This window comes from Mammaliicoccus sp. RAM2, assembly GCF_045897195.1.
GTDB lineage: Bacteria > Bacillota > Bacilli > Staphylococcales > Staphylococcaceae > Mammaliicoccus > Mammaliicoccus sciuri.
The window spans coordinates 157,411-173,892 of record NZ_JBJNWI010000001.1 but is presented as its reverse complement, the minus strand read 5'-3'; the positions used below and the strand labels follow the sequence as shown (position 1 = coordinate 173,892).

The following is a 16,482-nucleotide window of genomic DNA, read 5'->3' as shown; positions in this document are numbered from 1 at the left end:
ATATAGGGGTGTATTTATCAAGACTGATCAAACAAGATAAATAGGGACGCTGTATTTATCAAGACTGACTAAACAAGATAAATAGGGACGCTGTATTTATCAAGACAGACAAAACTAGATAAATAGAGACGTTGTATTTATCAAGACTGATCAAACAAGATAAATAGGGACGTTGTATTTATCAAGACTGATCAAACAAGATAAATAGGGACGTTGTATTTATCAAGACTGACTAAACAAGATAAATAGACATCACCAATATTGCAAGACGATGCCGACTAGCAACATTGGGTGACTGAATATTGCAAGACGATGCCGACTAGCAACATTGGGTGACTGAATATTGCAAGACGATGCTGACTAGCAACATTGAGGGTCTGAATATTGCAAGACGATGCTGACTAGCAACATTGAGGATCTGAACATTGCAAGTGAGGCATGACTAGCAACATAGGAGGACTGAATATTGCAAGACGATGCTGACTAGCAACATTGGGTGACTGAATATTGCAAGACGATGCTGACTAGCAACATTGAGGATCTGAACATTGCAAGTGAGGCATGACTAGCAACATAGGAAGTCTGAATATTGCAAGACGATGCTGACTAGCAACATTGAGGGTCTGAATATTGCAAGACGATGCTGACTAGCAACATTGAGGGTCTGAACATTGCAAGTGAGGCATGACTAGCAACATTGAGGGTCTGAACATTGCAAGTGAGGCATGACTAGCAACATAGGAGGACTGAATATTGCAAGACATCCCGAACAAGCAACATAGAAGCTCCGTATGTTGCAAGTCATCTCAATTTAGTAACATTCACGCTACATATTCTCAATTAGTTCCATATTATTCATGTCCACACAAAAAAGCTGAACCATTTTATATGGATCAGCTTTTAATTTATATTGTTTGAACTGCTTGTCTTCTAACGATTGCGGTATATTGCCAGAATAATCTTAATTGGTGAATACTCCAATTTGTCATACCCATTGTATATCCGCTCGGTGTAAATATTTGAATTTGGCTTGTTTCTAGTGCTGCTGCTACTAGATATTGTAAATGAACACTTAATGATTTCATTTCTTCTGTTAAACCTGTTTCTGTATATACCCATGAAAAAGGTAAGGGGTTATCAAAGATATTGATAACATTAAATATTTCTGGGATGGCAATGATGTAACAAGCGCCATCTACAATTGGATCGTTGTTTGCTTGATTATAGTATAGTAATAACGCTTCATAATTCTCATGATGTTCGTGATTAACATAGTACAAATTTTGTCTAAAGTGAGACAAATCTCCAGAATGAATAATTTGATTTTCAAGTGCATCAAACATTGTATTGATTTGTTCATATTTTTCATATGTTTTACGTTGAATCATAATTTGCCTCCTTTCCTAGTAAACTTCTGGACCAGGTTGTTGAGCGCTTTGATCCGGTGCTTGACCACTTTGATCTGGTGTTGTTTGTTGAGGTACTTCTTGTTGAGGTACTTCTTGTGATGGCGCTTGTTCTATAGGTTGTTCTACAGGCTGCTCAGACGGTTGTTCAGTTTGCTGCTGAGTTGATTCTTCAGTATCAGGCTCTATAGCAGGTTCGACTGTTTCAGCTGAATCGCTATTAATAGATGTGTTTCCACTCTTTAGACTTTTCTTAGATACTTCAATATAAGGTGTTAGATTTCCATATGCTTGAATCATCAAATAATTCATTAATTCTGTTTTCTTAGTCTTAGGCAAGTTTAAGTCTTTTCTAAGTTTATTAGACAGTTCTAATAAATTATCTAAGTCAGGATTGAAGAAGTAGACACCATTAAAATTAGCATCAGTTCCTGTAACTTGCTCGGTTTTAATTTTTACTTTACTTGATGAATAAGTCGTTGCTAAGTTTTGGATATCTTCAAATGAGAAATTGTGTTTCGCATTTTTACCAACGATTTTAACTAAGTCATCTAATTTATTAATTGAATTTGTTTCTTGAGCTTTTTTGATAATGGCTTTAATCATTTCCATTTGACGTTTACCACGTTCTAAATCTGAATCTTGTTTTCTTGAACGAACAACGGCAAGCGCTTCGTCACCGGATAAATTACGTTTACCTTTTTTGACTTTAATTCGACCTTTATCTTCAGTGTTTGGCTCATTTAAATCAAACGGTACGTTATATTCAATACCACCAAGTTCATCAACAACTTCAACAAAAGCTTCCATATTAATTCTTGCATAGTAATCTACTGGAACATTTAATGTACTTTCAACACTTTCCATTGAACCTTCTGGCCCATCTATTGCATGAGCATGCGTGATTTTATCATAATATTTTACGGCTGGTATATAACTTAATGTATCACGTGGAATACTAACCATACGTATTTGTTTTTTATCTCTATTAAAAGTTGTATAAATCATAGCATCAGTGCGAGATTGGTTAGCCTTTTGACCACCTTCACGTCTTGATGTACTATCATCGACACCTAAAAATAATACCGATACATGATCTAAACTAGGATCTACTGGTTTATCTCTTAAAGATGATTTGCTTTTTTTAGAATCAAGAAATGAATCATTAATTGCACCTTTAGTTTCAAGATAAAGCATGAGTCCAAATACTACGGGTAGAATCATGAGTACTATTGACATCAAAAGTAAACCTATTTTTGCGAATCTTTTCATATTATATATTTACCCTTCTATTCGTATTGTGTTTTGAAATATCTATTTTTGCATATTATACATCATATATGATTATACAAGTAAAATTCAACAATTTAAATGAATTATGTGTACTACTTATCAAATATAGAATGTAAATTTGTTGTAAAATTTATGGAAATGGTGTAAATTATAGTGAAGAATGAGAGGTGAGACAAATGGCAAAAGTACTAGAAAAAGATTTAAATAGTATTAGTGAACAAATAGAATTAAATAGAGAGAATTCGTATGATGTGATTAAGCCTCCAACCGTTAATGTTCTAGGTTTGCCATTTGCAAACCTGACGGCAAATGAAATGGTAGAACGTATTAAATATTTTGTAAATCAGGAAACGAATGATAATTTATTTATTGTAACAGCTAATCCTGAAATTGCACATTATGCTTATAGTAATAATCACTATCAACGACGTATTAAACATGCAGATTACATTGTACCAGATGGAATTGGTATAGTTAAAGCAGCTAAATATTTAAATACACCATTAAAAGAACGTGTTCCGGGAATAGAGTTAATGGAAGAAATGTTGAATATTGCAAACGCAAGTAGCAAGAGAGTATTCTTATTAGGATCTTCTAAAGAAGGCGTTAAAGCGACTCGTAAAATTCTAGAAGAACAATACCCTAATATTACGTTTGATCATAAACATGGATATAAACATGTACTAGATTATAAAGTAACTAAGAAAATTAAGAAATTTAATCCAGACTTTATTTTTGCGGCAATGGGTTTTCCTAAACAAGAAGATTGGATTTATTATAACCGTCATCATTTTGAACACACGGTAATGATGGGTGTGGGTGGCTCGTTTGATGTTATAAGTGGAAATGTTAAGCGTGCACCAAAAATGTTTATTAAACTTAATTTAGAATGGTTATATAGAATTATAACTGATTTGAAACGTGTGAATAGAGCACTTAAAATTCCAATGTTTTTAAAAGAAGTTCAATTTCAAAAATCATGTACACCTAAAAAGAATAAATATGATTATATGAAGAATAGATAAATAGTAACACCTTAATGTTGAAATTTAACATTAAGGTGTTTTATTTTATGAGGATTTTTAGCTATTTAATTGTTAACTAAATGTTATGATGGAGGTAACAATAAAAGTAGGTGACTTTGTAATGCGAGTACTGGAACTCATAAATCAACAATTAATAACAAATGAAGATAAAATTGCAATGTATATTGATGAGATGCATATATCTTATAACGATTTAATGATAGAATCTGAAAAAATTGCCACAGCGTTAATACAATATCCAAAGAATATTATGATTGGTATTACGATGAAAAACCCCATTCAGTTTATAAAATGGTATATTGCAGCTTTAAAGTGTGAACTCATACCATGTGTCCTAGATCCTTATATATCTGAAGAGAAAACGAATGAAATGTTAACGCTATATCATATTCCATTATTAGTAGATGACAGTAGTAAAGTTACGTATCGAAAAATAGAAAGTAATACATCATTACCACGAGATATTTTACATATTGGATTTACTTCTGGGACGACAGGCATACCTAAAGCTTATATGAGAAATCATCAATCTTGGATTCAATCATTTAAATATAATGAAGGCTTACTTAAGGGTTATACAGACATTATTATAGCACCTGGTCCACATGCACATTCTTTAACACTATACGCTATGATTTATACATTATGTACAGGTAGAACGTTTATTGGGCAAAAGAAATTTAATACTCAAGTACTTAATAAATTAATCAATAAATTTAGTGAAAATCAAACGATGTTTATAGTACCTACAATGCTATATAGTTTATTGAATCATAACGTTCATTTAATGAGTGTTACAAGTATTTTTTCATCAGGTGCAAAATTATCTACTCAAATATTTGAAAAATTTAAGCATAAGTATCCTTATATTGATTTAATTGAATTCTTTGGTAGCTCTGAAGCGAGTTTTATAAGCTACAATATCAATGGACAAGCTGATTCAGAATCTGTAGGTAAACTATTTCCATCTGTTCAAGTTCAAATTAAAGACAAAGATGAAAATGATATAGGTAAATTATATGTCAAAAGTGACATGACATTTAGTGGTTATTTGAATGAAGAAGTCCATGATGAGTGGATTAAAATAGGTGATTGGGCATCAATTTCTGCAGACCAAGAACTACGATTATTTGGACGAGAAAGTGACCGTTTAATAATTGGTGGTAAAAACGTGTATCCAGAGATTATTGAGCAAAAACTATTAAATCTAGATATTATTGATGAAGCAATTATTATAAGTAAGCAACATAATAAATTTGGTGAAATAGCAATTTTATTATATAAAGGTAAGGATCATTTGCAATATTTAAGCATGAAAAAGTATTTATTAGCATGTGGATTAAGTCGTTATGAAATACCATCTCAGATGATACGGGTTAAAAAGATGAAATATACATTTAGTGGGAAGATAGCGAGATATAAGATGAAATCTATTTATGAATTAGGAGGAGAAGCATGGAACCAGTTATTGTAGCTGCAAAACGAACGCCATTTGGTAAATATGGTGGGGTATTTAAACACTTAGAACCTGAAATGCTCTTGAAACCTTTATATGAATATTTATTTGCTGATCATGCTGAAGCACTTGAACATTTAAGTGATGTTGTTTTAGGAAACATAGTAGGTAATGGAGGGAACATTGCTAGAAAGTCATTGCTAGAAGCTGGTGTATCAATTGATATTCCTGGTGTCACAATAGATAGGCAATGTGGTGCAGGATTAGAAGCGGTAACGTATGCTTGTAGAATGATCCAAGCAGGTGCTGGTGAAGTTTATATTGCTGGTGGTGTTGAAAGTACAAGTAGAGCACCTTGGAAAATCAAGAGACCACAATCAGTTTATGACGCACCTGAATTTTTTGAGCGCGCTTCATTTGCACCTGATGGAGAAGATCCTTCAATGATTGAAGCGGCTGAAAATGTTGCACAAGTCTATCAAATCTCTAAAGAAAGTCAGGACGAATTTGCATACAATAGCCATCAAAAGACAATAAAAGCTATGGAAAAAGGTTATTTATCAAATGAAATTTATCCGATTAAAGTAGGGAATGAATGGATCCAACATGACGAAGGCGTTAAACCTAAATTAACTTTAAGAACGTTATCACGTTTAAAACCACTTATTAAAGATGGAACTGTAACAGTAGGTAATAGTTGTATGAAAAATGACGGTGCGGTTTTACTTTTAATTATGAGTAAAGAAAAAGCGACTGCTTTAGGTTATCATGAAGGATTGGAATTTATCAATAGTTCTGTAAAAGGTGTTGATCCAAGATTACTAGGTATAGGACCAGTACCTGCTGTAGAAAGTGTATTGAAAAATTCACAATTAACAATGAAAGAAATTGATTGTGTTGAATTTAATGAAGCATTTAGTTCTCAAGTGCTTGCTTCAAAAGAAATGTTAAATATTCCCGACGATAAATTTAATTTGTATGGTGGCGCATTAGCTATTGGACATCCATATGGAGCTAGTGGTGCAAGCCTCGTTACACGTTTATATCATATGAAAGATATTGAGACATCGATAGCAACAATGGGAATAGGAGGAGGCATGGGACATGCAACATTATTTAGAAGATGGCATCGAAATAATTGAGGTTATTTTCAACAAAGAAGAGGTTGAAGCATATAAACAGACACTTACTATAAAAAAGAATGCATCTTCTGTACCAGTATTGTATTTAGCAAGTATATGGCCAAAATTTTCATTGTTTGAACGTTTTTTAGAAAAAGAGATTTACTTAAAAGAAACCTCAGTTGAACAGTTTAAAGCATTGGATGTTGATACAATTTATAAAGCAAAATTAAAAAATGAGAAAATAAAAAAAGTGAAGTCGTTTACGATTTACGAATTTAGTTTAACGATTAAAAGCGGAGATGACATATACACTAGGCTCAACCAAACATTCGTTGGAAAGTGAGGTATAGTATGAAATTTGATATTAGTCTTGTTAATCAATATTTATCTATTATTCATGATTCAAATCCGATTCATCAAGAAATTGTACCAGGGCAACTTGTATGTGAATGGTTGTTAGAAGAAGTGGAGTGGCAACATTTTACTGTAAGATACAAAAATCCAATTTATATAGATGAAACATTAGAAAAATCTTTGCAGGATAATAAGATTAAATGTATCAATGCACAAGGGATGGTAAAGATTATGATTGAAAAGCAATAAAGTACGTACTTAATTTATCTCTAACAAAAGTTTAATTATAAACAGATTATATAATTATTTTACAATTAATTTAAAATCATGTAATCTTCATAAGTGACAAAAAATTGTGAGTTGGAGTACTTATGAATAGAAAACATGAAATTACTTATGCAAGGGCAATATTTTGCTTAATTATAGTAGCAGTGCATATATTATCAAATTACTTGAGAGACATAGAATTACAAGATCATAATCGCATGGTTGTATTAACATTTCAAATATTAATTTTGTTTGCGACGCCGTGCTTTATTATTTTGTCAGAATCGTTGATTTCTATGGTTTATAAAGATAAATTACCGAAAAATTTTTTAGTCAAACGCTTTAAATATATTATGATTCCATATTTTTCAATTGGAACATTTTATGTGTATACAAAGTATAAAGTTGATGGAAATGAAGAAACATTTTGGCAGTTGTTTAAAGAAAATTTATTAATTGGGAATTGGTATGGTTGGTTTGTCGTTGTCATATTCCAATTTTATATTCTACATTTAATCTTCCATAAAGCATTAAGCAAAGCAAATCCAGTTGTTATGCTGGTCATCAGCTTTGTAATCAGTCTGGCGCACTCATATTTAATGTATGATAATGATGCGTATACGAATTGGTGGAATGAATTTTACCCGTTATTCCATAGAACGAATATTCTTTATTGGTTATTCTATTTTGTATTTGGTTATTACTTAGGTAGGTACTACAATGAAGTTCTAACGTTTGTGGAGAAGAAGTTTATGTGGTTAGTAGGAAGTTTAGCTGCCGTAACACTTTTAGTTATTTATTCAATTTATCAAAATGATGTAACAGTCGTTCAATCTAATCGCTATGACATTTTATTATATTCTTCATTAGCGTTTATATTTATATTAGTCATTTCTAAAAAGCTGTCTAAATTTAATATTAGCTTTTTATATTTTATTGGAGAAATATCATTCTTTATATACTTAACACATAAAATTATGGTCTATTACATGGCAAAATATACATTTCATTTTATAGATCAATTCTTTATGTATAATATTGCAACGTATATCTTTGCATTATCGTTAAGTGTCGGTTTAGCAGTTGTTCTTTCATTTTTACCACTTTCTAGATTTATAATTGGAAGAAATTCTATTAACTCAATGATTAGAGGAAACTATAGAGTAGAATAAAAAAGCACGTCACCTTCATTATAGGAGGTGACGTGCTTTTGGTTATTTAAAATAAAAACGTGTAGCATCTAACTCGTCTTTAAAAGCTTTTTTATCGTTTGCTGACTTTTTGTTGAACTCTTTTAAGAATGCTTGGTATTTTGGAAGTACATCTTCAGTAGAACCAAAATCTTTTAGTATGCCGCCTTCAATCCAAGCTATTTTTGTACAAAAATCTTTAACTTGACCTATATTGTGACTGACAAAGAAAATAGTCTTGCCAGCTTCTTTAAATTGATTCATTTTGTCTAAACTTTTCTTAGTGAATGTTTGGTCACCAACAGATAATGCTTCATCAATAACAAGAATATCAGGATCAACGGTTACATTGATTGCGAAACCTAATTTAGATTTCATACCGCTTGAATATTTCTTAACAGGTTGATATATAAATTCACCTAATTCAGAGAATTCTATAATTTGAGGTGTAAGTTCTTTAATTTGTTTTTTAGAGAAACCAAGTAATAACATCTTGTATTCGATATTATCTATACCGTTTAATTGAGTGTTTAAACCAGAGTTAATTGCAATAACGTTAACATCGCCGTGGCGTTCGATTATACCGCCTGTTGGTTGTAGTGAGCCACCGATAATATTACTTAATGTTGATTTTCCTGATCCGTTAATACCTACTAAACCGATAATATCGCCTTCGTATGCAGTGAATGATATATCATTCAGCGCTAAAAATCTTTGTGATTGATGCTTTGGTAAAAACACATCTTTTAATCTATCTTTATTACTACGGAAAATTTTATATTCTTTTGTTAGATTATTAATGATAACTGATTCTTTCATATGTACTTCATTCCTTATAATTATTAACAGTTCTATTATGCATTATTTTATGAGTTTAGTAAATTTATTGTAAATTCTGTTAGAATCATGTAAATTATATATGTTCTATAATTACGAGATTAACCTAAAGTTTAATATATCATCTATGCTCATTTGATGCTATATTAAAGATTAAGTTATAAATGTCTTAGCGAGAGAGTGATATTCATGCATGCTGTTTTTACAGTAATAAAAGAGCACGTCAAAAACTTTTATTTGATTCAAAGATTAGCACAATTCCAATTAAAAATTTCGAATCATGATAATTATTTAGGATTAGCTTGGGAGCTTATTAATCCTATACTACAAATATTTGTATATTGGTTTGCATTTGGTTTTGGTATACGTCAGAATGCTCCGATAAATGGTGTACCGTTTATCTTATATTTATTAGTCGGTATTAGTATGTGGTTCTTTGTAAACCAAGGTATACTTGAAGGGACTAAGTCAATAGGCACTAAGTTTAATCAAGTTGCAAAGATGAATTTTCCGTTGTCAGCAATACCTGCTTATGTTTTAACAAGTAGATTTTATGGTCATATTATTTTAGTTTTAGTTATTATTTTATTATGTATACCAACTGGTATTATACCTTCGATTTATATTTTACAATTATTTATATATTTACCTTTAGTGTATTTATTTGCATTTTCAGTTTCATTATTAACGTCAACTTTAGGTGTTATTATTCGAGATACACAAATGGCAATGCAAGCTATTTTGAGAATGCTATTTTACATGTCGCCAATTCTTTGGGTACCTGATAAAGGTTCAGTGATTGAAATGATAATGAAATTAAATCCAGTTTTCTTTTTTGCAGAAGGTTACAGAGCGGCAATATTATATGATAATTGGTACTTCATAGATCATTGGCAATTATTACTTTATAATATATGTGTGACAGTGTTATTCTTTGTAGTAGGTGCAATATTGCATGTTAGATTTAGACAAAGATTTGCTGACTTTATTTAAAATGATTAATAAATGATAAGGCTGAGACATCGATGATTGTCTCAGCCTTTATCTCAATTTAGAGCTTCTCATGGTCAATTTTTTAACTTTAGTAAATTTTACGTAAGGAAGTGTCAATGTGGTAAGAAACATAATTAAACAAGTCTATCTTTCTATAATTTTTGTATTTAATAAATTATTTAAAAGTAATGTGAAACGTAAAAATGTCGTGGTATTTATGACTTTTAAAGAAGATGTGTTACCTATTATCGAAGCGTTAAATAAAGAACAATATCATATTACAGTTATTGCACATCCAAAGTGGATTAATTTTTTGAATGATTTAGAAGTAGATAAAGTGATTAATTTAAGTAATAAATATGTCTTGCAACAGTTAAAAGCAATTAAAAGTAGTAAAATAATCATTATCGATACATATTATTTATTATTAGGCAGTATCAGCAAAACACCAGAACAAAAAGTTATTCAAACTTGGCATGCTGCCGGTGCCTTGAAAAAATTTGGATTAGAAGATAAAAGTATTAATCTTGAGCATAAACAACTGATAAAAAATTATTTATCAGTTTATCATTTTACAGATTATTATTTAGTAAGTTCAGATATTATGAAAGACGTCTTTATTAAAAGTTTAGATGCCAAACCCAATCAAATATTACCATTTGGATTACCAAGATTAGACCAATATAAAGATAAACATGAGTACCCTAATAAAACTAAAAAAATAGCTTTATATGTTCCTACTTATCGAGACTATACAAATGAAATTCATACGATAGATAAACAGAAATTTGAAAAGATGTGCCCTGAATACGAACTTGTGACTAAATTACATCCAAGCATTACTTCACATGATTCAGATCCGAGAGATATACAAGATCTAGTTGAAATGGCAGAAATCATCATTACAGATTATAGTTCATTAAGTATTGAAGCCGCACTATTAAATAAGACGATTATTTTCTATAGTTATGATGAAGCAAAGTATGATGAAATGAGGGGACTCAATCAACACTATTATGAAATGACGAAAGAGAACAAAGCTTATGATTTAGCAACACTTTATAAACTTGTGAATCTGAATAAAATGAATAATAAAATTAAACCAATGTGGCATCAGTATACAAACTTTGATGCAACTCAAAAGTTAGTTGATTTTATAAACAAAGGAGCTTAACAATATGGAAGTAAGTGTTATCATCCCTATTTATAATGCAGAAAAAACAATAGAGCAAACCATTGAATCAATTAAAAGTCATTATGAGCATGAAATCATTTGTATTAATGATGGATCTAAAGATAATAGTGCAGAAGTTATTAGCAAAATTAATAATCCTAATATTGTACTTGTAAATCGAGAAAATAAAGGTGCTGCGGCAACGAGAAATGAAGGCATTAGTATCGCAAAAGGTAAATATATTATGTTTTGTGATGCAGATGATAAATTAGGTGAAGGTATTATCGACAAGATGATTGATGCGATAAAAAGAAATGATACAGATATCGTTGTCGGTAAAGTTTCTCATTTAATTGGTGATCAGATTAGGACGATTCAAACTTACAATGATTTAAAAGCTGTGGATCATACGACATTAAACTTAACACCAGAAGTTACGCAGTCTATAGGTCCTTATGGTAAATTGTATAAACGTGAGATATTAGAAAATATTAGATTTGATGAAGATATTACTTTTTGTGAAGAGCATACCTTTAATTTAAAAGCTTGGTCAAAGAGTCGTATTACAATATTAGATGATCCAGCTTACTTATATAACATAGGCATTGAAGATTCTATAGTAGCGACAAGTTACAAAAATATTGAAAAATATTTAAATGATGCCATTGAAGTTAGAAAAAGAACAATGGACATTTTAAATGGTTTAAAAGAAAAAGTGAGTAACTACTATAGTTATAGAATGGATTATCTCATCATATACTTTTTAATTCGAAATAATTTTATGAAAGTAGAGAACTTAAATCATGTTATTGATCCAGCGATAAAGTATTTAAAAGTCGTTCAACAACTTCAAACGAATAGTGTGATAGACTTGAAAGAGCTCGTATTAACAATTGCTGCGAATTACAATTATGAAAGATTTAAAGAAGTGGCAAGTAATTTAGATGTGCAAATTGATAAAAAAGCTTATCGTTCTTATAAATTTAAGCTACTGAAACTAAAGACAAAAATGAACTTAAGAAATATCAGAAATAAAAGTAAAAAAATATCTCATTAAATATTATAAAATTTTAAAAACTACTAACAACTGTAAAATGTTGTTAGTAGTTTTTTGTATTATGTATATGAATTTATAATTAAAATCAATATTTACACTAATTAAATATTTGTTACGCATACTTTACATCGGTTAATTGTTTGATATAATTTATAATTGCATATCACACTAATATAAGATGGAGTTTAAAAATGAATAAAAATATGATTGATATAGAAAGAAAATTTAGACCTGAAATTGAAGGTTTAAGAATTATTGCGGCTTTATTAGTCGCTATTTACCACATTTGGTTTGGTAAAGTATCTGGTGGGGTAGATGTTTTCTTTGTTGTATCTGGCTTCTTGATTACAACATCTATTATATCTACAATCAATAAAACTGGAGAATTTAAGTTTTGGCCATACATATCTAAATTAATGAAGCGGTTATTTCCACTAGCATTTATCATTATATTAGTCATATTGGTATTAAGCATATTCTTCTTACCATCAACCATTTTTGATAAGACAATGAAAGAAGTCGTTTCATCTATGTTCTATTATCAAAACTGGCAATTGGCATTGAGTAATACTGATTATTTAGATGCACAGCAAATGAAAAGTCCACTTGAACATTATTGGGCAATGTCTATTCAAGGGCAATTCTATATCATTTGGTTCTTATTATTTACAGGTGTATTGTTCCTAATAAAAAGATATGATTTATCAAATGGCAAAAAGTTAGTCAATTACTTACTTGGTTTTATATTTGTTGTGTCATTTGCATACTCAGTTTATTTAACTGCTGTAAATCAACCTTTAGCATATTTTATTACGTTTACAAGAGTGTGGGAATTTGCATTAGGTGGTTTACTTTGTATTAACTTAAGCAGAATTAAAATTAGTAATTTAACAGCTGAAATTATTGGATGGATTGGTCTTATAGGGTTAATTTTAACAGGAGCAATATTTGATGTATCAACGATGTTTCCTGGTTATATCGCTTTATGGCCAATGACTTGTGCATTACTGATTATTTTATCAGGTAATAAAGATACTAAATACGGTGTTAAGAACTTCTTATCTATGCCGATCATGATTAAACTTGGTGGGGTTTCATTCGGAATTTACTTATGGCACTGGGTATTACTATCATTCTATAAATACAATATTTCAGAAACACCAGGTATTATTTCAGGAGTGCTCATTATTGCATTATCTATTGCACTTTCATTCATTACGACAAAATATATTGAAACACCAATTAGAAGTGCAGAATTAAATAAAGTAGCATTCAAGAGAATTGGTATCATTGCACTAGCTAATATTATTCTAATCGCTGGTTTAGTTTCTCATAATGCCTATGTAAAAATGTCTGACGACAAAGCGCTAGCATTGAAAGATTATCCAGGAGCATTAGCTGCAACTTCAAAACAAAAAATTAAAGAAAATGATCCTAAGCCTGAATTCGCCAATGTGTTTGATGATTTGCCACAATCACACATAGACGATTCTAATCAAGGTTTAAAAAAATCAGATTTAAAAATTGGTACTTATGGTAAGAAAAAGGACTACAAAGCAACAATCGCTTTAGTAGGTAGTTCACATTCTGAACATTGGTTAGGAGCAGTTATTGAAGCGGCTAAAGAGCATGATTACAGAGTGATTAATATCACGAGATCAGGTACAAGATTCTCTACTGGTTATGATGATAATTCATTAAAAGGACAATGGGTTAAAAATGTGGAAAACTATTTAAAGAAATCTGATGATATTGATTTAGTGTTGTCACATGTTACAGCAGCTGACTCAAATAGCGATAAGATTCAACAACAAATGGTAGATGAATTATTAAAAGTTAAATATGATTATAATATTGAAGTAATGGCAATAAGAGATATTCCGAGATATGAGTTTAATGTTTCAGAAGAACTAGAAAAATCTGGTGAAAAAGAAACAATTAAACTTATGAATAAAGGAAATAATCAACAAGACTCTTCATATTGGAAAAAACTATCAGAAACAAACAAAGATTTACCAAAATTCGATCCATCTGAATACTTTAAAGTGAATGGTGAATATAGACCTATTATAGGTAATATTGTCGTGTATCGAGATATGGACCATATGACAAATACTTATTCAGAAACTTTCGGACCTATTTTAGGTAAAGAAATTAAATCTGTCGTTAAAAAATAGAGAGTGGACTTTGTCCACTCTCTATTTTTACATTTTTTGTTTAAGTATATCTTTAAAAATATGCTTTAACATGTTCTCCGTATCACTTTGATAATGATCTTTTAATACATTACTTGCAATTGAAATGATATATTGATCGTTAGAGTATGTCACAAAATCATTTTGAAAGAATATACCTCTATATCTTTGATGATTAGGATATCTGTAAAATCCATATCTATAAGAACTTGGATATATATGTGTATCAATTTGTGAAAGTAAAATATCAGTAGATGATTCATTTAATATTTGTTTCATTTTGAATTGATTAACAAGCTTTGCCATATCATCTGTAGAAATGTATATATTTCCAGCACCATCGTATTTATCGAGAGTTGCTGGATAGAAATATTTGTATTGATTATTTTTTAATTTATAACCTTTTACCATATACTGTTGGTGGTTATTAGAGTCATAACGAGCTGTATATTTTAAATGAACTTTCTTAATAATAAGTTCATTAAGATTTTGCTTAAATGATTTATGCGTAGCATTTTCTATAACTTTAGCAATCGTGATATAGTTTGCATCGTTATAAAAATATTTATGATAATTTTGAGGTACAACACCATTAAACTTAATACGCTCTATAGCACCATTTAAACCTTTAACAGTAGGTGGGAAGTTTGCTTTAGCTAAACCACTTCTATGTAACATTAAGTCTTTAATAGTGATAGGATATACATTCTGGAAATTAGGTATATATTTATTTACATTGTCATTTATATTAATAACGCCTTGTTCTTCTAACTCTCTCAACATTAAGCCTGTTACAAATTTGTTAGCTGATCCAAGAAGATACATTGATTTATCATCATTTTCCACACCATTTTCAATATCTCTAAAACCATATGCTTTACTCATTACAGAGTAGTTATTTTTGTAAATAGTTATATTGCCATTAAAGCCTTTAGATTTTAAGTATTTATCTATCTCATCGAATTCGTTAAAATCATTAGTTAATGTTTGTTTCTCATGATTTTCTTTATTCTGAATTTGCTTTTTATGGATATGAGTCTCTGTATGTTCTTTTTTATAGTATCGTATTTGATATAAATCTTTAAATATGACTAAAAGTAAAGCAACGATTATGCATAATATAAGTTTATATATGTTCTTCATGATCTTCTCCTGATGTTTTTTACATTATATTACCATGAATGCAAAAAAATTACATTTAATGTCATAAAAATAGAACACATATTTGTGTCCTATTCATTACCGTAAAGCTCTTTTTTAATTTGAGTTGTTGAAATACCCTCAGTTCTCTTAAGATATATCACTTCACAATGATCTTTTAGGAAGTCAAATTCACCTTCCCAATCGTGACCCATTAAAAATGTATCTACTTTAAAGTTCTTTACATCATCTGTTTTTTGTTCCCAATTATTCTCTGGAATAACTAAGTCAACATATCTAATAGATTCTAACATCATTTTTCTTTGTTCATAATTATAATATGACTTTTTGTTTTTTAACTTATTGAATTCATCTGTTGATAAAGCAACAATTAGATAATCTCCATATTGTTTAGCTCTTCTTAAAAGCTCAATATGACCATAATGCAGTAAATCATATGTTCCATAAGTAAGTACTCTACGCATTTCTTCACCTCATTATTTTATATGTTTAATCTTAATATATATAGGAACTATTGTAAATAGTTTGAAAAGTTTGTAAATTCAACTTAAAGGGTGATGGTATAAAAATTAATTTTAAAAGCTATTTTACAACATGTTGTATAGTCATTAGTTTAAATTTATAAATCAGTAGTGTATTATAATAGAATATGTTAATTTAGTGTAAATTATGAATTAGAGGAGTATTTATGGAAGATAAATTATTTCTGATGACAGAAAACTCATTTAAAAGTACGATTACATATTTTAATAATAAGGAAGAAATTGATAATACAAATAAAGAGAAACTACTTTTTTATTTTAACAAAGTTTTCAATCCTCTATTTCCTTATAAATTTGACTTTATACTAAAAAATAGAAATGGTTTGTCAATTTTGTTAAAAAAAATTAATTATAATACATCTAAAAAAAGTGTATTTCAATATATGG

General features: G+C 29.7%; 15 protein-coding genes. 10 read left to right on the top strand and 5 right to left on the bottom strand.

Translation table 11 applies throughout. The features are described 5' to 3' along the window. Positions 1-905 precede the first annotated feature (905 nt). Complete coding sequence (locus ACJTHF_RS00840) at positions 906-1,385, bottom strand: DUF2538 family protein (protein WP_025905460.1); 480 nt, start codon at positions 1,383-1,385, stop codon at positions 906-908. 18 nt (positions 1,386-1,403) lie between these two features. Beyond that, a complete protein-coding gene (locus ACJTHF_RS00835) occupies positions 1,404-2,645 on the bottom strand; it encodes an LCP family protein (RefSeq protein WP_241958422.1) in 1,242 nt (413 codons plus the stop codon). A gap of 230 nt (positions 2,646-2,875) precedes the next feature. Here ACJTHF_RS00835 and ACJTHF_RS00830 point away from each other — a divergent pair, with 230 nt between their 5' ends. The 6 genes from ACJTHF_RS00830 to ACJTHF_RS00805 all read left to right on the top strand — a co-directional run bounded on the left by ACJTHF_RS00830 (position 2,876) and on the right by ACJTHF_RS00805 (position 8,118). Further along, positions 2,876-3,724, top strand: coding sequence for a WecB/TagA/CpsF family glycosyltransferase (locus tag ACJTHF_RS00830; protein WP_232156520.1), 849 nt, complete (start codon positions 2,876-2,878; stop codon positions 3,722-3,724). An 85-nt stretch (positions 3,725-3,809) separates the two neighbouring features. Beyond that, a complete protein-coding gene (locus tag ACJTHF_RS00825) occupies positions 3,810-5,219 on the top strand; it encodes an AMP-binding protein (protein WP_232182516.1) in 1,410 nt (469 codons plus the stop codon). After that, entirely contained in the window at positions 5,201-6,343 is a 1,143-nt protein-coding gene (locus ACJTHF_RS00820) for a thiolase family protein (RefSeq protein ID WP_106417887.1), read from the top strand. The genes ACJTHF_RS00825 and ACJTHF_RS00820 overlap by 19 nt, the downstream gene beginning before the upstream one ends. Continuing rightward, positions 6,306-6,668 (top strand): hypothetical protein, encoded by a 363-nt coding sequence (locus tag ACJTHF_RS00815; protein ID WP_078355625.1) that lies wholly within the window; start codon positions 6,306-6,308, stop codon positions 6,666-6,668. Before ACJTHF_RS00820 ends, ACJTHF_RS00815 begins: the two co-directional genes overlap by 38 nt. Positions 6,669-6,676: 8 nt before the next feature. Further along, positions 6,677-6,928: a hypothetical protein gene (locus ACJTHF_RS00810; RefSeq protein ID WP_078355626.1), complete on the top strand. Its 252-nt coding sequence runs from the start codon at positions 6,677-6,679 to the stop codon at positions 6,926-6,928. 122 nt (positions 6,929-7,050) lie between these two features. Then, positions 7,051-8,118, top strand: a complete 1,068-nt coding sequence (locus ACJTHF_RS00805) for an acyltransferase family protein (protein WP_078355627.1) — start codon at positions 7,051-7,053, stop codon at positions 8,116-8,118. Between the two features lie 42 nt (positions 8,119-8,160). On the opposite strand, the gene tagH is transcribed toward ACJTHF_RS00805, so the two are convergent. Next, complete coding sequence (gene tagH, locus ACJTHF_RS00800; RefSeq protein ID WP_058591044.1) at positions 8,161-8,955, bottom strand: teichoic acids export ABC transporter ATP-binding subunit TagH; 795 nt, start codon at positions 8,953-8,955, stop codon at positions 8,161-8,163. A 207-nt stretch (positions 8,956-9,162) separates the two neighbouring features. On the opposite strand from tagH, the gene ACJTHF_RS00795 reads away from it, so the two are divergent. The 4 genes from ACJTHF_RS00795 to ACJTHF_RS00780 all read left to right on the top strand — a co-directional run bounded on the left by ACJTHF_RS00795 (position 9,163) and on the right by ACJTHF_RS00780 (position 14,374). Next, positions 9,163-9,966 carry an ABC transporter permease gene (locus ACJTHF_RS00795; protein WP_048542119.1) on the top strand — a complete coding sequence of 268 codons (804 nt, stop codon included), beginning with the start codon at positions 9,163-9,165 and terminating at the stop codon, positions 9,964-9,966. A gap of 118 nt (positions 9,967-10,084) precedes the next feature. Further along, on the top strand, positions 10,085-11,140 hold the full coding sequence (locus tag ACJTHF_RS00790) for a CDP-glycerol glycerophosphotransferase family protein (RefSeq protein ID WP_107609530.1): 1,056 nt from the start codon (positions 10,085-10,087) through the stop codon (positions 11,138-11,140). A 4-nt stretch (positions 11,141-11,144) separates the two neighbouring features. Beyond that, a complete protein-coding gene (locus ACJTHF_RS00785) occupies positions 11,145-12,197 on the top strand; it encodes a glycosyltransferase family 2 protein (RefSeq protein ID WP_232156518.1) in 1,053 nt (350 codons plus the stop codon). Positions 12,198-12,388: 191 nt separating this feature from the next. Beyond that, on the top strand, positions 12,389-14,374 hold the full coding sequence (locus tag ACJTHF_RS00780) for an acyltransferase family protein (protein ID WP_119469783.1): 1,986 nt from the start codon (positions 12,389-12,391) through the stop codon (positions 14,372-14,374). 27 nt (positions 14,375-14,401) lie between these two features. Here ACJTHF_RS00780 and ACJTHF_RS00775 read toward each other — a convergent pair whose 3' ends face one another. Together ACJTHF_RS00775 and tagD are read right to left on the bottom strand one after the other, a co-directional pair. Next, positions 14,402-15,535, bottom strand: a complete 1,134-nt coding sequence (locus ACJTHF_RS00775) for a serine hydrolase domain-containing protein (protein WP_107603491.1) — start codon at positions 15,533-15,535, stop codon at positions 14,402-14,404. A gap of 89 nt (positions 15,536-15,624) precedes the next feature. Beyond that, positions 15,625-16,017 carry a glycerol-3-phosphate cytidylyltransferase gene (gene tagD / locus ACJTHF_RS00770; protein WP_048542127.1) on the bottom strand — a complete coding sequence of 131 codons (393 nt, stop codon included), beginning with the start codon at positions 16,015-16,017 and terminating at the stop codon, positions 15,625-15,627. Positions 16,018-16,482: the final 465 nt, after the last annotated feature.